A 22,392-nucleotide genomic window follows, 5' to 3' on the forward strand; every position below is an offset into this window, starting at 1 on the left:
GACCTTTAGAACAACTCTGAAATGTGCCCGAAATCTACCTAAGAGTAGCTAATAGTCCGGATTGCTGGGTACCACCAGCCCGGTCTCATACGCATAGACCACCGCCTGCACCCTGTCCCGGAGATGCAGTTTGGCGAGGATCCGGCGCACGTGCGTTTTCACCGTCGCCTCGGAAAGGAAGAACCTGTGGGCGATCTCGGCGTTGGACAGTCCCTCTGCCATGGCTTCCAGCATCTCCATTTCACGGGGCGTCAGGGCCTCCAGCAGGGGGTCCCTCTGCTGCTCTTCTCCGAGCGAATGCCGACCCCGGCCGGCTGCAGGGGCGGAGGTACCTGCCCGTTGTCCGTTGACTGCGGGCGGGTTGCCCTCCCGGACGTACGCTTCCAGCAGGCGGCGCGTGACGCGGGGCGCCACCACGGCGTCGCCGCTCGCCACCACACGCACGGCACTCACCAATTCGGACGGTGCCACATCCTTGAGCAGAAACGCCGAAGCGCCCGCCTGCAGCCCGGCGAAGGCGTATTCGTCGAGATCGAAGGTGGTCAGGATGATCACCTTCGCGTGGGAGCCGGACGAGGTCACTGCCCGGGTTGCCTCGATTCCGTCCAGGACCGGCATCCGGACATCCATCAGCACCACGTCGGGGTCCACTTCCCTGACCTGCCGGATCGCTTCGGCGCCGTCGGATGCTTCCCCCACGATCCGAAGGTCGTCCTCGCCCTCAAGGATCAGGCGGAAGCCCATTCTCAGCAGCGGCTGGTCATCAACCAGCAGGACTTTGATCGGTGTATTGCCATTCATGTTTTTCCTTGGTCCCCATTCCAATTCAGAACTGCCCGGACGCGCCATCCTCCGCCGGCAGGGCGTCCGGCTTCCACCGTACCGCCGTAAATGCCGGCCCGCTCACGCATGCCGGTCAGGCCCTGGCCGGAACCAAGCGCCCTGGCGCCGCCCGCCGCTGCGCCAGGTCCGCCCGGGCCCGCCGCCCCGTACCCCACCGTGCCTCTGCCGTCGTCGAGCACTTCAATGATGACCGTCCCGCCCACCCGGACCATGCCCACCTCCACCCGGCTCAGCGCCCGGCCGTAGCGGAGGACGTTGGTGAGCGATTCCTGCACGATCCGGTAGACGGTCAGTTGGAAGGCCGCGTCCTCGGGAAGGGCCGGCCCGGTATGCGAATAGTGCAGCGGCAGCCCCGCCGTGCGGAAGCCCTCGAGAAGTTTGGCCAGGCTGTTGCCGGCGCTCAGGGGTTGCCTGGGCGCCTGGCCCGCCGGCGACTCGTCGCGCAGGACGCCCAGCACCCGGCGCATGTCTCCCAGGGCCGTGCGTCCGGTCCGGGAAATCTCCGCCAGGACCTCAGCGGCGCGCTCCGGGCTCTTCCTGACCACCACTGCGGCGCCGTCGGACAGGGTGAGCATCACCGTCAGGGAGTGGGCCACGACGTCGTGCATCTCCCTGGCGATCCGGTTGCGTTCGGTGACTGAACCGAGTGCCGCGGTCCGGGCCGCCCAGGCCGCGATTTCCGCTTCGTGTTCCCGCCGCTGCCGGATGGAGATGCCGATGCCGGTGGCGATGACGTTGGACAGCGTGATGGTGATGCCGGCAACGATGCCAAAGACCAGCTGCGAATTCTCCGGCGCTGCGGGGCCGCCGTTGGGAAGGGCGCGCTCCAGGGGTCCCACGAGGGTAAGGAAGTACAACAGGGAAAGCGGGGCATTTGCCAGCGCCAGCGCCGTGATGGAGAACCGTCGGGACCGCTGGACGGCCAACGCATACAGCGCAAACCACAGCCCCGCGGAAACGTTGGAGCCCCAGGGGTGCAGGACGGTGATGCCCACCTCCAGCACGGCGATGACGGCAACAACGGCCACCGGATGGGATCGGCGGAAAAGGAGGGCCGCTGCGACTGCGGCGAGCAGCGCGGTGGCCGCCCAGCCGCCGTCGAGCACGGCGTCCACGGCGGTGGGCGTGACCAGCAACAGGTAGCAGAGCACCACCACCGCATCCATGACCCTGGGCCGCCGGTACAGGTACCGGCGGAGTCGGCCGCGGCGGCGGTCTGCGAGTTCGGCAAAGGACGCATCAACCTGGGTGGGGGTTGATGCGTCCTTTGCCGGCGGTTCTTCGTTCATGTGATGAGCCTAGACGGCGGCCCGGCCGCCCTTTCCGCTCAAACGTCCCGCTTCTTGAGCAGAACCATGGCCAGGGCTGCCGGGATGACCACCCACGCGCCCAGCACCAGGGCCGCCTGCCAGACCTCGAGGGTTCCGTCCATGTGTTCCACTGCAGTCAGGGGCGTCACTGTGTTGCCGGGAAGGTACTTTCGGGCTTCCTCGAAGAAGTCGCCGGGAATGAGCTGGAAGGCGATGGGAGCCACGAAGAACAGGCCCACCAGGCTCATGATGCCCCCCGCGGAATTACGGATGATGCTGCCCAGCGACATGCCGATGGAGGCCACCGCCGCCACGTAGAGGCTGTTGACGAGCAGGAGCTTGACCGACTGGGAGCTGGCAAGGTCCAGGCTCAGGCCGTAGTTGTCCAGGATCGGGACGGACACCAGGCCCGCCAGCAGTGTCGAGACCCCTGTCAGGACGAAGGACACCACTACCACCACAAGGAATTTCGCCACGAAGGCGGGCGTCCGCTTCGGCACGGCTGCGAACGTGGAACGCGCCATTCCCGTGGTGAACTCGGAGCTCATCAGCAGCACGCCGAGGGATCCGAGGATCAGCTGGGCAAATGCAATGCCCGACGTCGGGGCACTCACCGCGATGTCCCCGCCCTGGGCCGCCATCTGGGCCGCGGCTTCCGGGTCCGATGCCATCTGCTCGCGGAACTGGCCGGTGGACCACGCCGCCAGGGCACCGAAGCCCACCATCACCAGCATTGTGGAGCCAAGCAGGATCAGCGTGGACAACAGGGTGCGGAACTTGATGAATTCCGAGTTCAGCACCCGCAGGAAACTGGGGCCGGGGCCCGGGGATGCCGAATTGCCGGCCGGGCGGGCGGGCTGCCCGGCGGGACCGCCGGCCTGGGGTCCTGCTCCGCCCTCCGCCCTGCGGCCGGAGGGGTTTGGTTCCAAAGTCGTAGAGCCCATGGCTTACTTCCCTCCGGTCTGCATGGGAGCCGTGGCACCCGTGGTGATGAGCGAGTGGTATTCGACCTCATCCTTGGTCAGCTCCATATAGGCCTCTTCGAGGCTTGCCTGGAGCGGGGTGAGTTCGTAGATCATGACGTGGTTGTCGAGGGCTGCGCGGGCGATCTGGCGCGGATCCAGGCCCTTGACCTCCAGCAGTTCGTGGTCCTGTGCCTCTACCGAAACCCCGGTTCCGGCAAGGAGGTGCATCAGCTGGTCCGGCTCATCGGTGCGGACGCGGGTGCGGCTCGCACCCTTCCCCGTGATGATGTCCTTGATGGGGGCGTCCGCGATGATCTTTCCGCGGCCGATCACGATCAGGTGGTCCGCCGTCACGGCCATTTCGCTCATGAGGTGGCTGGACAGGAAGACCGTCCGTCCTTCCGAGGCCAGGTATTTCACCAGGTTACGGACCCACACCACGCCTTCGGGGTCCAGCCCGTTGACCGGCTCATCCAGGATGATGGTCTGCGGATCCCCCAGCAATGCGGCGGCAATGCCCAGCCGCTGTCCCATGCCCAGCGAGAATCCTTTGACTTTCTTTTTGGCGACATCGGCCAGGCCGGTCATTTCGATGACCTCGTTGACGCGCTTTTTGGGAATGCTGTGCGTCGCGGCCATGGCCAGCAGGTGGTTGTAGGCCGAACGGCCGGTGTGAACGGCCTTGGCGTCCAGCAGGGCTCCCACTTCACGGAGGGGAGCCGCGTGCTTGGTGAACGGGACCCCGTTGACGGTGACCGAGCCCGACGTCGGCGAGTCCAGTCCCATGATCATTCTCATCGTGGTGGATTTGCCGGCTCCGTTGGGGCCCAGGAAGCCGGTCACCCGGCCCGCCTGGACCGTGAAATCCACTCCGCCCACGGCGGTTTTCTCGCCGTAGACCTTGGACAGGCCTCTTGCTTCAATCATGGAAGCGTTCCTTTGCGTAGCTGTGGATGCGGTGACGGCTCTGCTCGTCGCAGCTCCGTTCGTACCCTCCACGCTACAGACGCAGGGTTCCCTTTTCGCCGGTCTCAGGGATGATTCAGGGTGGAATCAGGGTAGTCCCAAGGGATGACCACCAGGCGGCCTACGCCGGTGTCGGGGAGTAGTAGGTCAGCGCTCCGGGGAGCACCGAAAACTCAACGCGGCGCACGCCCGGCATGGCTTCCCCGTCCACGGCCAGCGCCATGGGCGACCCCGCTGCTTCCACCGTCACCTTCGTGGACTCACTCAAGTGCGTGATCTTGGACGTGGCCACCGTGCCCGTCAGGACGGACCACAGGAGCCGGATCCGTGCGAACGACTCATCGGCAGTGATCATCCGCAGGTCCAGGACGCCGTCGTCCATCACCGGCCGCACCAGCGGTGCATGGTCGCGGGGGTAGTAGCGGCCCCGGCCGACGTAAAGAATCCATAGCTTGTGGCGGACGCCGTTCACAATCATGGTGGTCGGCGTGCCGGCCGCGAACGTCCGGAACATTGCGGCCACTCCGGCCAGCGGTTTGCCGAGGGCCGGCCGGAGCTGTTCCCGCCGGCGTACCAGGTTGGGGTAGAGGCCAATGCTCGCCGTGTTGAGCATGGTCCGTTCCAGCCTTTCGGGGCTTCCGGCGAGCCCCCGTTCCACCCGGACGTGCCCCACATCCGCCCGGGCAGCCGCACCGGCCGAAGCCGCCTCCACGGCGTCCTCGAGGGTGGAGGTTCCGGCGTCGCGGGCAAAGTGGTTGAGCGTCCCGCCGGGGAGCACCAGCAAGGGCAGGGAAAGTTCGACCGCGACTGCAGCCGCGGTGCCAACCGTTCCGTCACCGCCCCAGACGCCGAGCGCCTTTACTCCGGGCCGGTCGGCCACCGCCCTGATCTCTGCGGCGACGTCCCCGTCCTCGTCAATCTCATGTATATGCGCTGATGGGAATACATCCTGCAATGCCTTTATGGTTTCCGGCGCATATGAACCGCCCAGCGTGTTGACCGCGATGCTAAGGCCTTCGCCGCCGGGCAATGTGGCCGCGTGGGCGGGGGTGCGGGCGGTTTCCGGGAAGGGCGGCCGCACGGGCCACCACTTACGGGTGATCATGGCCGCTCCGGCTCCCAGTGCCGACCCGAACAGTACATCCGAAGGCCAGTGGGCGCCGGTGTGGACCCGGGAATATGCAACGCCGGCGGCCAGGGGTGCCAGCGCTACGCCAATGGCCGGCTGCACCAGCCCCACCCCCACGGCAAAAGCCGCGGCGGACGCGGAATGGCCTGATGGCATCGAAGAGCTGGTGGGTTGAGGGTTGACGAACCGGAACACGGGAAGATGCTCAGGCAGTGGCCGGGCCCGGGGAAGGAGCGTTTTGAACACCACGTTGGTGACGGCCGATGCCACGCCCTGGGCAATCAGCCCGTGCAAGGCCGCACGGCGGGGCCTGCCGGGTATGAGGGCCAGCCCTCCGGCCACCGCAACCCACAACTTTCCATGGTTCGCGGCCGCCGAGAGCCGGCGGAACAGGACATCATGGTTTCCGCCCGGCAGGTTGGACACGGCTTTGAGTAATGTCCGGTCCAGTCCGGCCACCAGGCCCGGGCCTTTCCTCAGCATCCTTCGCATTTCCCCACCCTACCGCCGACACGGCGGTTGCCGGGGTTTGGCTGCGGCTGGCGCGTATGGCCGGTACTACTCGTTGCGGATTGGCGCACCGGGCAAGGGCTTGGCCGCTCCGGCCAGGAGGAGCGCCACCAGGATGGGCACCATGATGGCGAGCAGGGCGAGGTGGATGCCGGTGAGGTCACCGAGGTAGCCGAGGAGCGGCGGCCCCGCCAGGAAGGAGATATAGCCCAGTGTGGAAACCACCGACACCCGGGCGGCAGCTTTCTTCGGATCGTCGGCTGCGGCGGACATGCCCATCGGGAAGGCCAGTGCCGCGCCGACTCCCCACAGCGCGGCCCCGGCCGTGGCCAGCCACACGTTGCCCGCCAGCACAAAGAGGCCAAGACCCGCGGCGGCCGCGGCCATGCTGGCGCGCAGCACGGCGACACGGCCGTACTTGTCGATCACGAACCCGCCGCAGAACCGCATGGCCGTCATGGCCAGGACGAAAACCGCAAACATCAGCGCGCCGGTGGATTCGCTGGTACCCAGACCGTCCACGGAGGCTTTGGCGATCCAGTCGTTTCCCGCACCTTCGGTCAGGGTGGCACCGAGGACCACAATGCCGATCAGCAGCGTGCGGCTGTCCCGCCATGCGGATGCATCCTTGGGTGCGGCTGATTCGCCGCTGGCGGGGACCTCGGCGGCAATGTGCGGCAGGAAGTAGCGCGGCGCCACCATGGTCAGGACTGCTACGACGGCGGCAATGACCAGCAGGTGGGCAGGCAGTCCCACTCCAAGACCGGAGAGGCCAGCGCCGATCAGGGCGCCCACGAAAGCGCCACCGCTGAAAGCCGCGTGGAACTGAGGCATGATGGTGCGCTTGAGCCGGTGCTCGACGTCGGCCCCTTCGATGTTCTGCGAAACGTCCCACAAGCCGATGCCAATGCCAAAGAAGAACAACGCCACCGCGGTCCCGGGCACCGATTCGGCCGTCAGCGAGAGGGCGATGCCCACGCCTGCCACCGCTGCCAGGAGTCCGCTGGCACGGACCGTGTTGGCGGTTCCGATCCGTCCCACCACCCATCCCGCGGTAGGAAGGGCGATCAGTGAACCCACCGCGGTGCAAAGGAGCAACGTACCCATTTGTCCCGAGGTGACATGCAGGATTTCGGTGACGGCCGGTATGCGGGCGGCCCAGCTGGCAAACACAAGTCCGTTGATCCCGAAGATCAGGAACGTGGCGGCTGCCGCAGCGTTCAGCTTCTGTGTGGAGACGGCGATGCTCATACATTCACTACTTTCACTGAGAGTTTTCCAAGTTGCGTGAGTTCCTGCGGGCTGAATGACCTGTCCGTGACAATGATGTCCACGGAGTCCAGGGCGGCGACGAGCGCCACGGCGGCGGCGTTCCATTTCGAGCCTGCGCAGGCGGCAATGACCCGGCCAGCGGATTCCAGGCCGGCGCGCTTGACGGCGGCGTCGTCGAGGTCGTGCGCCAGCAGTCCGTCTTTGAGGTTGACCGCGCAGGGCGTCACCACGGCCGTATCAAATCGGAGGGAGCGGATGTTTGCCTCGGCGAGCGGGCCCCGGAAGCACAGCTCTCCCGGAATCAGGCTTCCGCCCGGAACCAGCAGGGCGGGATGATGTCCGGCCTGGCCTTCCGCCGTCAAAGCGTTGAGGGCGGGCAGCGACATGGGCATCAGCGTCAGTTCGCGATGCCGAAGCTGGCGGGCTATTTCGGTTGCGGTGGTGCCGCTGTCCAGCCAGACGTGTTCGCGGTCCTGCAGCAGGCCGGCAACGCCGGCGGCAATCCGGGCCTTGGCATCCTGCCCTTCCAGCTCCCGCTGCCCGTACCCGGGGTTCTCGCCGCGGAGCACCAGGCTCTTGGCCCCGCCGTGCACCCGGCGGAGGACGCCATGGACTGCCAGCGTATCCAGGTCGCGGCGGATCGTGGCCCCGGACGCTCCGCACTCCGCCATCAACTCGTCGACGGTCACCTCTTCGCGGCTCCGCAGCAACTCACCGATCAACCGGTGCCGCTCTTCAGTCTTCATGTTCAAATGCTAACTGAAAATGATCATTTAATCAGAATCTATGAGCGAATAACCTGCTCCGGAGATCCAACGCTCTCTCACTTCCGGCAACAAAACCGCCAACGCTCTCTCGCTGGTGAGAGAGCGTTGGCGGAAAACGTGCAGGAAGTGAGAGAGCGTCCGGCTTCAGCTTCAGCGGGTGACTTCCTCCAGCAGCTCCAGCACGTGCCTGTACTGGGCACCCGTTGCCCGCGTCATGCCCAGTTCGCAGGTCCGGTTGCATGAGGCGTGGGCGGCGGCGCCCATCTCGGCCACTTCCGCGGCCTGTTTCGCGGTGGCCGATGCCGTCAGTTCGGGGTGCAGCATGCCCCGGTCCCCGGCGAACGCGCAGCAGCCCCAGTTTTCCGGAATTTCGACCCGTTCGGCCACAGCCCCGGCGACGACGCCCAGTGCCCCGTTGAGGCCCATCCGGGTGGACGAGCAAGTGGGGTGGAGGGCAAGCGACTCCAGCTTTCCGTGGCCGGGGAGCCGGGGGAGGATCCGTTCCGCGGCGAAGTCCACCGCGTCCACCATGCGCAGGGCGCGCTGCCCGGCTGCGGGTGAATCCGACTCGACCGCCTGGCGCAGGCCCTCGGTGCAGGAGGACGCATCGCAGACGATCGGAAGCTCGCCGTCCCGGGTCGCTTCGCGGAGAGCGACCAGGGTCTTCTCCCGCATCGTTGTTTGGCCCGCGGCCATGCCCTTGGAGGACCAGGGCGTGCCGCAGCACAGGCCGTCGATGCCTTCCGGAACGAGGAGGGTGAGTCCGGCCCGGTCGCACAACTGCTCGAAGCTGTATTGGACGCCCCGTCCCCGTGCGTCGGACCCCGCGCCGGCGGGTCCGAACATGGTTCCCACGCAGGCCGGGAAGTAGACGGCGTCAACTTCGCCCGTCGGCGTCGGACGTTTCCGCACTGAACCGCCGCCCGGCAGTTCGGCGGAATACAGCGGTACGGTGTCTTTGCCGAGCACTGCCCGGGCAGCCTTGTTGGGCGGGGTGATGGCGGCGGCCGGAAGCTTGTCCACCACCGTCAGCGCCAGGGCAGCGCCGCGGGTGACGCCTTCCCAGTGCCTGGCGGCGGCGTTCCACGCCCCGTTGGCGAGCGGGCCGGCGTCGTCCTTCCGTAGTTTCTTCACAAGTGATCCCGTGTTGATGTCCACCGGGCAGGCGGTCTGGCACATCCCGTCCACGGCGCAGGTGTCCACGGACTCGTACTCGTAGTCCTTCTCCAGTTCCCTGACCAGCGCCGTGTCCCCCGCCAGCCGCGCGGATTCGATGGCGCGCAGCGTGACGATCCGCTGCCGCGGCGTGAGGGTGATGTCCTTGCTGGGGCACACCGGTTCGCAGTAGCCGCAGGACACGCAGCGGTCCACTTCCTCGGCGACGGGCGGTGCGGTCTTGATATGCCGCAGGTGCGCCAGCGGGTCCTCATCCATCAGCACGCCGGGGTTGAGCATCCCGGCGGGGTCGAAGAGCTGCTTGATGCTGCGCATGACGTCGTAGAGCTCATCGCCGTACTGCCGGCGGACGTAGGGGGCCATGACGCGCCCGGTCCCGTGCTCGGCCTTCAGTGATCCGCCCTCGGCGAGGACCAGGTCCACCATGTCCTCGGTGAAGGCGCTGTAGCGGTCCAGTTCTGCCGTTGTGGCGAAGCCGTCGGTCAGCATGAAGTGCACGTTGCCGTCCTTGGCGTGGCCGAAGATCACGCTGTTGCCGTAGCTGTACTTGTCGAAGAGCCGGATCAGTTCCCGGCACGTCCGGCCCAGCACCGGGACAGGGACGACGATGTCCTCCAGCAGCGCGGTGGTGCCCTGCGGACGGGCTCCGGCAACCGAGGCGTAGAGGCCCTTGCGCAAGTGCCAGAGCCGTCCTCGTTCCCGCCCGTCGCCGGTGAACCGGGCAGGTGCGGCCAGCCCGAGGCCCTGGAGCACACCCTCGCCGTTGCCTTGGAGTTCCGCCAGGTCACCGGCGCTGCCGGCGGAGTACTCCACGAGCAGGGCGGCATGCTCCCGGACCGCCAGGTCCTGCACGACGGCGGGAGTTCCCTTGAGCGTCTGGCCCACCTTGAGTGACAGCGCATCCATTAGTTCGATAGTGGCGGCTCCCGTGTCGACGAGCGCCGGCAGGGCTGCGTTGGCGGCCTCAAGGTCGGGGAACACCAGCAGGCCCGCGGCGGCATGCTGGAGCCGCGGGATGGTGCGGAAGACAGCCTCTGCCACGAAACCCAGGGTGCCTTCACTGCCCACGATCAGGTGGGTCATGATGTCCACCGGGGTCTGGAAGTCCAGCAGGGAGTTCAGCCCGTAGCCCATGGTGTTCTTCATGGAGAACTGTTGCCGGATCCTATGCACGGAGTCCGGATTGTTCCTGACGCGCTCCGCCAGCCGGGCCAGGCCTGCGTACAGTTCCGGTTCCAGGGCGCGGAGTTTCCGGTCCGCGTCCGGCGCTCCGGTGTCGATCACGGTGCCGGAGGGCAGGACCACGGTCAACGACTCCAGGGTGCGGTAGGTGTTGTCCACGGTGCCGCAGTTCATGCCCGAGGAATTGTTGGCCACCACACCGCCGATGGTGCAGGCAGCCTCGCTGGCCGGATCCGGGCCGAACTTCCGCCCGTAGCGGGCCAGCCTCGCGTTGAGCGCCCGGACAGTGACGCCGGGCTGGACGCGGACCCGCGCGCCGTCGTCGAGCACTTCAATGTCCTTGAAGTTGCGGCGGACGTCCACCAGCACGCCGTCGGTGACCGCCTGGCCGCTCAGGCTGGTGCCGCCGGAGCGGAGGGTCAGCGGCACGCCCTGTGCGGCGCTGGCGCGCAGTAGTCCCCCCACGTCGGCGGCACTGCCGGCCGTGACCACAGCCTGCGGGATCAGCAGGAAATGCGAGGCGTCATGGGCGTTCGCGTGCAGGTCGATGGCCCGGGTCTTCACCTGGGCCGGATCTTTCACCGCCGCGCGGAGGCCAGCCATGTCCAGGGGAGCCATCAGGGGACCATCCAGCCCAGCACGGGGGTGGACTGTAGGAAGATCAGCACGGTGATGAGCGCCAGCAGGCCGAGGCTCCAGCCGAGCAGCTTCCGGAAGAGGGTCCCTTCGGCGCCGTCAAGGCCCACCGCCGCCGAGGCCACGGCAAGGTTCTGCAGCGACAGCATCTTGCCCATCACACCGGCGGAGGAGTTGGAGGCGGCCATCAGCACCGGAGACAGGCCGGTCTGCGCCGCTGCGGTGGCCTGCATCTGGCCGAACAGCGAGTTGGAGGACGTGTCGGAGCCGGTGAGGGCTACGCCGATCCAGCCGATCAGCGGGGAGAGGATGGCGAAGAAGCCGCCCGCGGAGGCCAGCGCGAAGCCGAGGGTGGTGGTCTGGCCGGACAGGTTCATCACGAAGGACAGCCCCAGGACGGCGGTGACGGTGACGATTGTCCAGCGCAGCTGCACGAGCGTGTCCCGGTAAATGCGCAGGCCCTGTGATGCAGTGACCTTGTACAGCACCATCGTGAGCAGGCCGGAGAACATCAGCAGCGTGCCGGTGGCCTTGAGGTGGTCAAGCTTGAATTTGGTGGCCGCGACCGGTTTGCCGGCCGAATCGGTAATGTCCAGGCCGGGCCAGGCGAATGTCACGCTGCCCACCTGACCGAGCCAGGTCTTGACGAACGGGATCTGGGCCACCGAAAACACCGCGATGATGATCAGGTATGGGGCGATCGCCATCCAGATCTGCCGTGGTTCCGGCCGGGAGTTGTCGGTCGGCACCGTGGTGCCTGAAGCTGCGGTCGCTGCCGGGTGTCCGGCACCGGAACCGGCCGCCGGCCCGGCGCCGGAACCGCTACGGCGGGAACCGGCAGCGGACCCGACGACGGCGGTGGCGTGGGCAGCTTCCGGGGCGGTTTCCACGGCACCGCTCATTCCGATGGCTTCCTTCGGCTGCCAGACCTTCAGCATCAGCAGCACGGCGGCCACTGTCACGACGGCGGCAACGACGTCGGTGAGTTCCACGGCGAAGAAGTTGGAGGTAACGAACTGGGCCGCGCCGAAGGCGACGCCGGCCACCAGGGCCACGGGCCAGGTCTGCTTCACGCCGCGCCGGCCGTCGACGATAAACACCAGCAGCAGCGGCACAATGAGCGCAATGAACGGGGTCTGGCGTCCGGCCATCGAGGAGAGGTCGTGCAGCGGCAGGCCGGTGACGCCGTTCAGGGCGATGATCGGCGCAGCCATGGCGCCAAACGCGACGGGAGCCGTGTTGGCCAGCAGCGACACCACGGCCGACTTCAACGGCTTCATGCCGGCGGCCATCAGCATGGCCGCGGAGATTGCCACGGGTGCGCCGAAGCCAGCCAGGGATTCCAGCAGCGCGCCAAAGCAGAAGGCGATCAGGATGGAGAGGATGCGGAGGTCGTTCGAGATGGAGCGGATGGTCCGGCCCAGCACTTCGAACCAGGGAGTGGCCACTGTGAGCCGGTAGATCCACAGCGCGTTGACCAGGATCCACAGGATGGGGAACAGGCCGTAGAAGACGCCGGCTGCGGTGGCGCTCAGGGCCTGGTTGACCGGCATCTGCCAGCCGACGATGGCCAGGACGAGGGAAAGCGCCAGGCTGGCCAGGGCCGCCTTCGGTGCCTTGACCTTGAAGACGCCCAGGAGGACGAAGAGCAGGACGAGGGGAAGCGCCGCGCAGAGGGCTGAAATCACTAGGGATCCGGCAATGGGATCGAGGATCTGCTGAAACATGTGTCTCCAGATTGTGTTAGGCGTCACAACACCGTGGCGCCTTACGATTGTCTAACAAGTACACATGATGGTCAAGAGAGACTTGTTGACTTGTCTGGCAAGATTGAGATGAATCAAGAAAGTCTTGGCGGGAATGGAGCTCCGGTGGCCGGCCGAATTGCAGCAGTCTCGATCGTTGATGCGATCGCCGCGGATTTGCGGAGCCGGATCTTTGCCGGTGATCTCGGTTCCGGCCAGACCCTCACGGAGACAGAGGTCGCCTCGTCCTATGAGGTGGCACGTCCCACGGCGAAGGCCTCCATCGAGAAGCTCGTCGCAGAGGGACTATTGGAGCGCGGGACGCACAAGACCGCCCGGGTGGTGGACCTCGGACCGGACTCGGTGCGGGATATCTACCTGGCGCGCGCCTATCTGGAAAGCGAAGTGCTCCGCAGGCTCGCCCGCACCAGGGACGTACCGGAAGCGGCCCTGCAGGCCAACCGCGACATCGCTGCGGTTCAGACGGGCGCTCCGCTCGACGTCGTCGAACCAGACATGCGGTTCCACACCAGCCTGATTGACGCCGTCGGCAACGAGCGGATCAGCAGGATGTACCGCTCGCTCGTGGGTGAGGTGCGGCTGTGCATGGTCCGCATCCAGTCCCTGCACCTGCTGGATACCGCCCTGATCCAGGCCGAACACCAGAAGATCCTCGAACTCATTGAGGCGGGCCAGGGAGACGCCGCAGCCGAACTGCTCGACGAGCACCTCGGGCGGGCGCGGGAGCGGCTGGTGGCCGCCATGGGAGGAACTGCCGGCCCGGAAGCCGGGGTACGCTCCGAACTGCTGCCGGAGTAACCGGCACACCCGCCAGGCCAGCACCCAGCCAGTCGTTTGCTAGCGGGCTCGCTCCACGCGCTTCTCGTCCCAGACCGGCTCCGCGGATTCGTAAACCCTGCCGTCGGAACCGAACACCAGGAAGCGGTCGAAGGTCCGGGCAAACCAGCGGTCGTGCGTCACGGCCAGGACGGTCCCCTCAAAGTGGTCGATGGCGCGTTCCAGCGCCTCGGCCGAGTGCAGGTCCAAGTTGTCCGTGGGCTCATCGAGTAGCAGCAGGGTGGCGCCGGAGAGCTGCAGCAGCAGGATCTGGAACCGGGCCTGCTGGCCGCCGGACAGGGATTCGTACTTCTGCTCCGACTGGGATGCCAGGCCGTATCCGTCCAGTGCACCGGCCGCTGCCTCACGGCCGAGCCCGGAGCGGTGTTCGTCCCCACGGTGCAGGATTTCCAGCAGGGTCTTGCCCAGGAGGTCCGGCCGGACGTGGGTCTGGGCGAAGAAGCCGGGACGGATGCGGGCGCCGAGTTTCACGGTGCCTTCGTGCGGCACTTCGGCGATCTCGACGTCGGACACGGGCAGGTGCTCCCGCTCGGGATCGGTTCCCCCGGTGGCGAGCAGGCGGAGGAAGTGGCTCTTGCCGGACCCGTTGGAGCCGAGCACGCCAACGCGGTCCCCGAACCAGACCTCGGTGGAGAACGGCTTCATCAGCCCGGTGAGTTCCAGCTTCTCCGCGACGATCGCACGCTTGGCCGTGCGGCCGCCCTTGAGCCGCATCTGCACGTTCTGCTCGATGGGCAGGGCCTCGGGCGGCCCGGCTTCCAGGAACTTCGCCAGCCGGGTCTGGGCGGCGTGATACCGGTTGGCCATGTCTGAGCGGAACGCCGCCTTGTTCTTGTACATGTTGACGAGTTCCTTGAGCTTCACGTGCTCCTCGTCCCAGCGTTTGCGCAACTCTTCGAAGCGGGCGTTGCGGTCCGCCCGCGCCTCCACGTAGGAGCCGAAGCCGCCGCCGTGGATCCAGGCTCCGGCCCCGTTGATGCCCGGTTCGAGCGTCACGATGCGGCCGGCGGCGTTGTTCAGCAGTTCGCGGTCGTGGCTGATGAAGAAAACGGTCTTCTTGGACTCGTTCAGCTTGGCCTCGAGCCAGCGCTTGCCCGGGACGTCGAGGTAGTTATCCGGCTCATCGAGGAGCAGCAGCTCGTCGGGACCGGCAAAGAGTGCTTCCAGCACCAGCCGCTTTTGCTCGCCGCCGGAAAGGCTCGACGCCGGGCGGTGCTGCGCGCGGTCGAAGGGAAGTCCCAGCGCGGCCATGCAGACCTCGTCCCAGACCGTCTCGACGTCGTAGCCGCCGGCGTCCCCCCAGTCCACGATCGCCTGGGCGTACTGCATCTGGGTGGGCTCGTCGTCGTGCTCCATCATGGCCAGCTCGGCGTCGTCCACGGCGCGGGCAGCGGCCGCCAGGGCGGGCGGCGCCGCGGAGACGAGGAGGTCGCGGACTGTGGAGTCATCCCGGACCTGGCCCACGAACTGGCGCATGATGCCCATGTTCCCGGACCGGCCGATCACGCCTTCATCCGGCACAAGGTCGCCGGAAATGATACGGAAAAGCGTGGTCTTGCCCGTTCCGTTGGGTCCGATCAGAGCCGTCTTGGTGCCGTCCGGAACCTTGAAGGTCACCCCGTTCAGCAGCTGCGTGCCGTCGGAGAGGAAGTAATCGATATTGGAAACGTCAATATGAGCCACGCTTTCAATCTTCCCACGCCGCGTAGAGCCGCTATACGGGGCGGCAGCCTCCGTTCGCGTCCTGGAAACTGTCCAGACGGTGGATGAAGGCGGCCATGGCCTCGCGGGAGATCGGCTCCAGCGGCCGGTATGTCCCGTCGCTCCAGCCCCTGGAGATTCCTGCCTGGCTTGTCCAGGCGATTTCCCCATAGAAGGAAGCCGACACGGGTACGTCCTTGAACGGCGAAGCGAGGGGCTCGGTGTAACCCAGCGTGGCCGGCAGCCTGCAGTATTCACCGCTGTACCTGAAGATGAAGGCGGCCATGGCCTCACGGCTCATCGAGGCCCCCGGACGGAACGTGCCATCCTCCCAGCCGTTGGCCAGCCCTTCCGCCTCGAGCCAGGCGATCTGCTTGTAGAAAAGGCTTCCGGTGGGCACGTCGGTGAACGGCGACTTCGCCGGCGGAGTGTAGGCAGGGCTGCCTGCAAGCCGATACATGAAGGCAGCCATGGCCTCGCGGCTGATCGCCTGGTAGGGCCGGTAGGTTCCGTCGCCCCAGCCGGTGCTCAACCCGCTGTCGTACATCCAGATGATGTCCGAACGGAAGCCGGATCCGCTGATGTCCGTGAAGGGCTCGGGGGCCGTGATGGTGACACCCGCCGCGTCCCCGGACACGTAATCGATCCTGACCCTGGTGCCGGCATGGGTCACGAACGTGCTCCCCGCCTGCCAGGCATGGTTCGTCGCGTAATAGCCGTCGAAAGGAATCGTGGACGGCATCAGCAGCAATGAGGAGACGGCTGTGGCTCCGCCGCGCTGGACGATCTTGACGCCCTTGTTGCCGTTCACGGCCAGCCGGGCGTCGTAGCCCACGGGCAGCCGAAGCTCAACGAAGTAGACTTCCCCGCTTTTGGGGTCGGTGAATTTCAGTGCCCGATTGGCTTCGGTGCCTGCCCAGGCCTTGAGGGTGTAGCTCTTGCTGCCGGCTGCAATACCCGTGTTGCGGATTTCGTCGCCTCGGCCGAACCCGCCGGCTTCCCAGTGGCTGGAGCTGATGGTGGGCAGCTCAAACCAGCGTGATGCCCCCATGAGGTCCATCGTGTCGCCATACTCGCGGACGCTGCAGGAGCTGTCCGTGTAGTTGCCGTTGAGGTCCGATCCGACATCTGGCGTGCCGCTGAGGCACTGCAGGCTGTCGGCGTGCATGAGGCCCAGGACGTGTCCAAACTCGTGGGCGACAACATTGTTGGTGAAGTTGCTCGGCAAGGGCATCAAAATCCGCCCGCCCTGGTTCCCGGCGCTCCAGCCTGCGCCCAGCGCACCCCACGACAGTTCAGTCACGGGCACGAACACAACGAGTGCCTTGTATGACGCATTTACCCAGCCCAACTCGCGGGTCACGGTGTCCATGATCTCGTAGTACGTCTGCGTGGACTTTGCAGCGGAGGGAACGCCGGTCCGGGTGGAAGCAACGGACATGGAAAGCCGGTTGTTCGACATGGTCTTCCAGAAGTTGCTGGATGCAGTGATCCCGGCTTTTGCGGCATTCAAGTCGATGGCCGCTGTCTGTTCGGCCGTTTTGTCGGCGAGCTTGACGGTCACCAGGGTCACTTGGATGTCACCGGCCCGGGTCAGGCTGCTGGCAGCACCCTGCGGAGTTTCCGCCTCCCGGATGGCCCGGAGGGCCTCGGGTTCGAAGGTGTGATCGGAATGCGGCGTTCCCTCGGCAGTCGACGACACCGGGGGTACGGCAGGGTCCGACGGGGCTGCCTGCGCCGGCGGGGCCACGAGGTTGATCGAGGCCATGGAAAGGAGCAGGGCCGATAGGACGGCGGCCGTCCGGTGAATGAGCTGCATCGGGCGTCAGTGCTTCTTTCCGTGTTCAGAAATCAAGTTCAGTAGGCCGCCGCGGGGCGAGCCCTCCCAGAATATGGTCCGTTTGCTTACTTTCCGGGTGCACTCGCCAAAACCTGACGGAATACTGCGCTGAACCTGCGCTAGTGCCGGGTTAACCGGCCGCGATCAGGAAGTCCTTGAGCAGGGGCCCGGATGTCGTGGCTCCCAGGCCACCCTCTTCGACGAAGACTGCTACCGCGAGGTCGCCGTGCACGGCCACAATCCAGGCGTGCGTCTTGGGCGGGTTTTCATTGCCGAATTCGGCGGTGCCGGTCTTGGCCCCCACCGGTTCCCCCGGCACCGAGGCCAGGAATCCGGCGTGGCCCGAGGTGACCACAGCCCGCATCATGTCGGCCAGGGCCGCAGCTTCTGCCGCCGTGACCGGTTTCTCCGCAGCTTTAGCGGGAGCAGGCGCGGTGGAGGACAACGACGGCGAAGTTCCGGCGGCCGTCGGTGTTCCGGCCGCCTCAGGGGCTGCGGTGCCGGCCCCTGCTTGCGCGTTCAGCACGAGCGTGGGGGACACGGGGGAGCCCTTGGCCACTGACCCGGCCATCACGGCGGCAGCCAGCGGCGAGAGCAGCACCTTGCCCTGCCCGATCATGGATGCGGCATGCTCGGTTCCCTCAGCTTCGCCGGGGACTGAGCCAAGGAAGGCATCCGCTCCCAGCCCGGGCGCCTCGACGGCAACACCGAGGGAGGTGGCCGCGGATTCAAGCTGGGCCTGGCTGACGGAATCGCGGGCCGCGATGAAGGCGGTGTTGCAGGAGTGCGCAAACGCATCCCGTAGCGTGACGGATCCCAGCGAGTCCTCCGGATAGCCCTCGGCGTTCTTGAACGTGCGGCCGTCCACCGTGAGTGTGGGCGTGCATTCAACCTTGGAGTCCGGCGTCATGCCGTTGCGGATCATGGCCAGCGAATCCACCATCTTGAAGGTTGAGCCTGGAGCGTACTGTCCCAGCATGGCAGTGTTGTAGCCGTTGCTGCCCGGTCCTGACGCCGCGGCCAGGATGGCGCCGCTGGAGGGGCGCAGGGCCACGATGGCGGACGCCGGGCCAACATCCGCCAGGACGTCCTCGGCGAGCTGCTGGAGCCTGGGGTCCAGCGTGGTTTTCACCGGCGTTCCCGGTTTCATCCCAACCTGGAACAGGATCCGGCGGCCCTGGTTGGGCAAGGCCTGCCTTTCCTCGGTGGTAAGCCCGGCCTTTTCTGCGAAGACCTGGATTCCATCGGTGCCGCGGAGTTGGGCGTCATATTGCTGCTGAAGCCCGCCGGTGCCGGTGGTGTCCCCGGCTTTGAGGGCTCCGCCGGATTTTTCGATTTGTTCGGCATTCGCCTCGGCAGCGGTGCCCAATAGGGCGCGGGCGAAGGTGCGGGTTGGCGCCAGCGGCAGGAGGCCTGCGATGGACCTGGCGCCGGGGATACGGGCGATCTGCTCGTCCGTGATGGTCCGGCCGTCCTGGCGAAGGGTGATGGCTGTGACGAAAGCCTCCGGGCCTGCCGCCTGGACCTGCTGCGTGTAGGCTGCGGGGTCCACTCCCACCAGTTGGGCGAGCCGGGTGGCGGACGCGGCGGGGTCGGCGGAAGCCAGCCTGGGCTTGTCGATGCCTACGTTCACCACCGGCCGGTAGGTGACGAGTTTTGCGTCACCGGCGCCCAGGATATCTGCCCGCTGCGGGGAGTCCGTGGCGGCGCCGACAACTTCGCCGTCCGCCAGTTCAGGGACCAGCAGGGCCGGCTTCCACACGGTCAGCCACTTGTCACCGGACTTCTTCAGTTCGGCGGAGGCAGTGTACTTCCATTCACCGGAGCCGATCTTCCAGCTGTAGTTCAACGGGACCGTGGCAGTGTCCTTCTCCAGCGTCAACTCTCCTGCTTCGACAGCCGGTTTGGCAGGATCGAGCCCCTGGAAAACTCCTTTCAGCTGTTCGTTGGCTGCTGCGGCGTCGGTACCATCAAAGGCGACGGCACCGACGTCCAGCGCCGCCACCGCCGAAGCGAGCTGCTTCGCTGCGTCCTGCGCCCCGGCACGGCCGTCGTCGCAGGCCACCAGCGATCCGCCGATAACGAGGCCAACAAGAGCAAGCGAAAGTTTCTGAAAGTTCCCCATCGCGCCATTATGCCCGCAAGCCCCGACAAAGTTCTTGTCACATGATCGTGCTGAAGGAAGCCCGTCAGGCGGCCACCCGGCGCCGGACGGGACGCCGGCTCACGCGGGCCGGATGATCCGGCGCTGCGTCGCCACGGAAATGGCCGCGGTGCGGTTGTCCACGCCGAGTTTCCCGTAGATGTGCACCAGGTGGGTCTTGACGGTTGCCTCGGAAATGAAGAGCCGCCGGGCGATGGCGCGGTTCGGCAGTCCGGTGGCCAGGAGCTGCAGCAGTTGGATTTCCCGTGCGGACAGCGCCGGTTCGGGATTACGGATCCTGCCCACCAGCCGCGCGGCCACCTCGGGGGCCAGCGCCGTCCCGCCTGCCGCGGCGGAGAGCACGGCCTGGCGGATGTGCTCGGGCGGGGCATCCTTGAGCATGTAGCCGCTGGCGCCGGCTTCGACGGCGGCCAGGATGTCGGCGTCCGAATCATAGGTGGTGAGGATCAGCACCGGCGGGGCGGGAATGCCCGCCTCGCCGGCCTTGATTTTCTGTGTGGCCGTGACGCCGTCCATGCCTGCACCCATTTGCAGGTCCATCAGGACCACGTCCACGGGCTCGCCCAGTGTGCGGAGCCTGGCGAGCTGGGCCAGCGCAGCGGCACCGTCGCCGGCTTCGGCCGCCACGGTGATGCCCTCGAAGTCGCTCAGCATGGCGCGGAGACCGGCACGGACCACGGGGTGGTCGTCCACCAGAAGGATCCGGATTCCGCTCATGCCCGCTCCCCGTTTGCCGGCTTCCCGGCGGCCGCCGCACTCTCCACCAGCGGGAGCCGGATGGCCACCACGGTTCCCTCACCCGGCGCGGATTCGATGTCCAACGTTCCCGCCAGGGCCGTCACCCGTTCCCGGAGCGAGCGGAGGCCGTACCCGGAACCGTCCTTGCGCTGCGGGCTGCCCCCGGATCCCTCCGGCGCCGGCCGGAAGCCTACGCCGTCGTCGTAAATGTCCATGGCCACTTCTGTTCCCATGAAGGACAGGGTCACGACGGCGGTGCTTGCCTTCGCGTGAACCCACACGTTGGCGAGGCTCGCCTGGGCGGCACGCAGGAGCGTGGTGGAGTATGGATTGGAGAGTTCAACGGGAGTGCCTTCGAGGTCGAAGCGGCAACGAAAGCCGGCTCCGCGTGCCGCCGCCTCGGCCTCGGTCTTTTCACAGAGCCGGCGGAGGCTGCCCGCCAAGGACATCTGCTCAAGCGCCGGGGACTGCAGGCCGCGGACAAAGTTGCGCGCCTCTGCGAGGTTGGCGGACGCAGTCTCCTGCATCGTCCGGAGCCGCTCGCGCGCCGTTGCCGTGTCGCCGTCGTCGAGCGCCTTCTCAGCCGAACGGCCCATCAGCACAATGCTCGAGAAGCCCTGGGCCAGGGTGTCGTGTATTTCGCGGGCCAGCCGTGCCCGCTCGGTCAGCGTGCCGGCGTCGTGCTGGCTGCGGGCCAGTTCCCCGCGCGTCCGGCGCAATTCCTCGGCCGCCAGCCGCTGGTTCTCCGCTTCAAGGTAGAGCGCCCGGTATGCGAGGCCGGTGATCACGGCGAAGGCTGCACCGAAGACCGGCCCCAATGCCATCGGCAGCTCCAGCGCCGGCCCGGCAGTGCCACGGTTGTGGAACCAGAGCGCCACCACAACCAGCACGGTGGACGCCGCAATAACCGGCAGGGCCACGCGCCTCGGCAGTATGTGCAGCTGCAGGAAGAAAAGCGGAAAGGCCAGCCAGACGAAGTCCGCGCTGGACCATATCAGCACCAGCCACAGGACCGAGACGGCGCCAAGCCACCACACCGCATAAGGGCGTGGATCGAAGCGGTTCGTATCCGTGGAGTGGCGCTTCTCCAGCACGGTGCCGATGACGTAGACGGTTGCTAGCAGCAGGGCGAGGGCCAGGCTGAGCCAGCCGGTCAGCCCGGGGCCGGACACCAGGACGCGCGCCGTGGCCACGAGGAGCAGGACGGCGAAGCCCACGTGGAGGCTGACCCTCAGCAGCCGCAGGATGATCGCGGACCCGCTGGATTCACCCGGTATCAATACTTGCCTCGCATCAATCCAGCGTATCCTCCGGGGCCCGGGTTTCCCGGCGAAAAGGGGCCCCGCGGCCCGAGATCAACCTTTTGGTTGATCCGCGGTTCCACCAGCTGTCTCCGGCTGACCAACCGGCCTGCCGATGTGCAGTGCCGCACGCGGCGGAAGAGTGGAACCAGCACGCCACACCGCCACGAAAGGAAACCCGTGTTTCTCGCTATTCGCGATCTCCGCTTTGCCAAAGGACGCTTTGCCCTGATGGCAGCCGTTATCGCCCTGATCACCTTGTTGCTCGTGATGCTCTCTGGCCTCACCGCCGGTTTGGGAAACCAGTCGACGTCGGCAATCACCGCGCTGCGGGCCGACCAGATCGTGTTCGGAGCCCCCGCCGGCACTCCGGCCAAGGCATCCTTCACCGAATCGGAAGTGAGCCGCGACCAGCTGGCCGCCTGGTCGGGACGGGACGGGGTTTCGGGGGTGGAGGCGCTCGGCATCAGCCAGGCCCGCGCTCAGGCCGTTGGCCCCGCCGGAGCCCCGGGCGGCACCGCAAACGTGGCCGTCTTCGGATCCGGAAACGGAAACTCGGGGGACCCGGAGGACGGAACAGTAGTGGTGGGCGAAACCCTCGCTGCGGACCTGCACCTGAGCCCCGGCAGCCGCCTTGCGGTGGGCGGGGCGGAACTTGCCGTTGCGGACATCGTCCCGGACGAGTGGTACTCGCATACCGGCGTCATCTGGACGTCGCTGAACGACTGGCGGCAATTGGCCCGCGCAGGCAACGGATCACTCGGCACCGTGCTGGCCGTAACGTTCGACGCCGGCGCCCGGGTTGACGTGGACGCCGCCAACGCGGCGGCGGGAACAGTCAGCGCCACCCGTGAAGGCTCGTTCCAGGCGCTGGGGTCGTTCAAAAGCGAAAACGGCTCGCTGGTGCTGATGCAGGCGTTCCTGTACGGCATCTCGGCCCTGGTGATCGTGGCGTTCCTGACGGTATGGACTGTTCAGCGGACCCGCGACATTGCCGTCGTCAAGGCAATGGGCGGGTCCCCGGGGTATGTGCTCCGCGATGCGATGGCGCAGGCCGGGATGGTGCTGGCAGCAGGGACGGTTACCGGCGGCGGAGCAGGACTGCTCGGCGGGATTTTTGCGGCACAGGCTGCCCCGTTCCTGGTCACACCGGACACCACGCTCGTTCCCATTGCCGGAATCCTGCTCCTGGGCCTCAGCGGAGCCGTCGTGGCGGTCCGCGGCGTTACCCGGGTTGACCCGCTACTTGCCCTCGGCGGCAACTGATTTCTCCCCACTACAGCTATATT

Annotated in this window: 16 protein-coding genes; 2 read left to right on the forward strand and 14 right to left on the reverse strand. The window is 66.8% G+C overall.

Annotated elements, in window-relative coordinates; all coding sequences use genetic code 11:
- Nucleotides 1-48: 48 nt before the first annotated feature.
- The 9 genes from ARTH_RS20975 to ARTH_RS21015 all read right to left on the reverse strand — a co-directional run bounded on the left by ARTH_RS20975 (nucleotide 49) and on the right by ARTH_RS21015 (nucleotide 12,483).
- Entirely contained in the window at nucleotides 49-801 is a 753-nt protein-coding gene (locus tag ARTH_RS20975) for a response regulator (protein ID WP_011693955.1), read from the reverse strand.
- Nucleotides 798-2,132, reverse strand: a complete 1,335-nt coding sequence (locus tag ARTH_RS20980) for a sensor histidine kinase (protein ID WP_011693956.1) — start codon at nucleotides 2,130-2,132, stop codon at nucleotides 798-800. The genes ARTH_RS20975 and ARTH_RS20980 overlap by 4 nt, the downstream gene beginning before the upstream one ends.
- Before the next feature lie 38 nt (nucleotides 2,133-2,170).
- Nucleotides 2,171-3,097, reverse strand: coding sequence for an ABC transporter permease (locus tag ARTH_RS20985; RefSeq protein WP_011693957.1), 927 nt, complete (start codon nucleotides 3,095-3,097; stop codon nucleotides 2,171-2,173).
- Between the two features lie 3 nt (nucleotides 3,098-3,100).
- Nucleotides 3,101-4,045, reverse strand: a complete 945-nt coding sequence (locus tag ARTH_RS20990; RefSeq protein ID WP_011693958.1) for an ABC transporter ATP-binding protein — start codon at nucleotides 4,043-4,045, stop codon at nucleotides 3,101-3,103.
- A 160-nt stretch (nucleotides 4,046-4,205) separates the two neighbouring features.
- On the reverse strand, nucleotides 4,206-5,705 hold the full coding sequence (locus tag ARTH_RS20995) for a bifunctional phosphatase PAP2/diacylglycerol kinase family protein (RefSeq protein WP_011693959.1): 1,500 nt from the start codon (nucleotides 5,703-5,705) through the stop codon (nucleotides 4,206-4,208).
- 66 nt (nucleotides 5,706-5,771) lie between these two features.
- Nucleotides 5,772-6,974, reverse strand: a complete 1,203-nt coding sequence (locus ARTH_RS21000) for an MFS transporter (protein WP_011693960.1) — start codon at nucleotides 6,972-6,974, stop codon at nucleotides 5,772-5,774.
- The gene (locus ARTH_RS21005; protein ID WP_011693961.1) at nucleotides 6,971-7,741 is read right to left on the reverse strand and encodes a DeoR/GlpR family DNA-binding transcription regulator; all 771 of its coding nucleotides are present in this window, start codon (nucleotides 7,739-7,741) and stop codon (nucleotides 6,971-6,973) included. The genes ARTH_RS21000 and ARTH_RS21005 overlap by 4 nt, the downstream gene beginning before the upstream one ends.
- Nucleotides 7,742-7,912: 171 nt before the next feature.
- On the reverse strand, nucleotides 7,913-10,738 hold the full coding sequence (locus ARTH_RS21010) for an FAD-binding and (Fe-S)-binding domain-containing protein (RefSeq protein ID WP_011693962.1): 2,826 nt from the start codon (nucleotides 10,736-10,738) through the stop codon (nucleotides 7,913-7,915).
- Nucleotides 10,738-12,483, reverse strand: a complete 1,746-nt coding sequence (locus tag ARTH_RS21015) for an L-lactate permease (RefSeq protein WP_011693963.1) — start codon at nucleotides 12,481-12,483, stop codon at nucleotides 10,738-10,740. The genes ARTH_RS21010 and ARTH_RS21015 overlap by 1 nt, the downstream gene beginning before the upstream one ends.
- 144 nt (nucleotides 12,484-12,627) lie before the next feature.
- On the opposite strand from ARTH_RS21015, the gene ARTH_RS21020 reads away from it, so the two are divergent.
- The gene (locus ARTH_RS21020; RefSeq protein ID WP_011693964.1) at nucleotides 12,628-13,320 is read left to right on the forward strand and encodes a GntR family transcriptional regulator; all 693 of its coding nucleotides are present in this window, start codon (nucleotides 12,628-12,630) and stop codon (nucleotides 13,318-13,320) included.
- Between the two features lie 39 nt (nucleotides 13,321-13,359).
- Here the strand turns inward: ARTH_RS21020 and ARTH_RS21025 are convergent, their stop codons facing one another.
- The 5 genes from ARTH_RS21025 to ARTH_RS21045 all read right to left on the reverse strand — a co-directional run bounded on the left by ARTH_RS21025 (nucleotide 13,360) and on the right by ARTH_RS21045 (nucleotide 21,082).
- The gene (locus tag ARTH_RS21025) at nucleotides 13,360-15,042 is read right to left on the reverse strand and encodes an ABC-F family ATP-binding cassette domain-containing protein (RefSeq protein WP_011693965.1); all 1,683 of its coding nucleotides are present in this window, start codon (nucleotides 15,040-15,042) and stop codon (nucleotides 13,360-13,362) included.
- 31 nt (nucleotides 15,043-15,073) lie between these two features.
- Nucleotides 15,074-16,879, reverse strand: a complete 1,806-nt coding sequence (locus tag ARTH_RS21030) for an S-layer homology domain-containing protein (RefSeq protein WP_011693966.1) — start codon at nucleotides 16,877-16,879, stop codon at nucleotides 15,074-15,076.
- 151 nt (nucleotides 16,880-17,030) lie between these two features.
- Nucleotides 17,031-19,025 carry a penicillin-binding transpeptidase domain-containing protein gene (locus ARTH_RS21035; protein ID WP_011693967.1) on the reverse strand — a complete coding sequence of 665 codons (1,995 nt, stop codon included), beginning with the start codon at nucleotides 19,023-19,025 and terminating at the stop codon, nucleotides 17,031-17,033.
- 99 nt (nucleotides 19,026-19,124) lie between these two features.
- The gene (locus ARTH_RS21040) at nucleotides 19,125-19,781 is read right to left on the reverse strand and encodes a response regulator (RefSeq protein ID WP_011693968.1); all 657 of its coding nucleotides are present in this window, start codon (nucleotides 19,779-19,781) and stop codon (nucleotides 19,125-19,127) included.
- Nucleotides 19,778-21,082 carry a sensor histidine kinase gene (locus tag ARTH_RS21045; RefSeq protein WP_011693969.1) on the reverse strand — a complete coding sequence of 435 codons (1,305 nt, stop codon included), beginning with the start codon at nucleotides 21,080-21,082 and terminating at the stop codon, nucleotides 19,778-19,780. The genes ARTH_RS21040 and ARTH_RS21045 overlap by 4 nt, the downstream gene beginning before the upstream one ends.
- Before the next feature lie 201 nt (nucleotides 21,083-21,283).
- On the opposite strand from ARTH_RS21045, the gene ARTH_RS21050 reads away from it, so the two are divergent.
- Complete coding sequence (locus tag ARTH_RS21050; protein WP_011693970.1) at nucleotides 21,284-22,369, forward strand: ABC transporter permease; 1,086 nt, start codon at nucleotides 21,284-21,286, stop codon at nucleotides 22,367-22,369.
- Nucleotides 22,370-22,392: the final 23 nt, after the last annotated feature.

The sequence above is a fragment of the Arthrobacter sp. FB24 genome, assembly GCF_000196235.1.
Classification (GTDB): domain Bacteria; phylum Actinomycetota; class Actinomycetes; order Actinomycetales; family Micrococcaceae; genus Arthrobacter.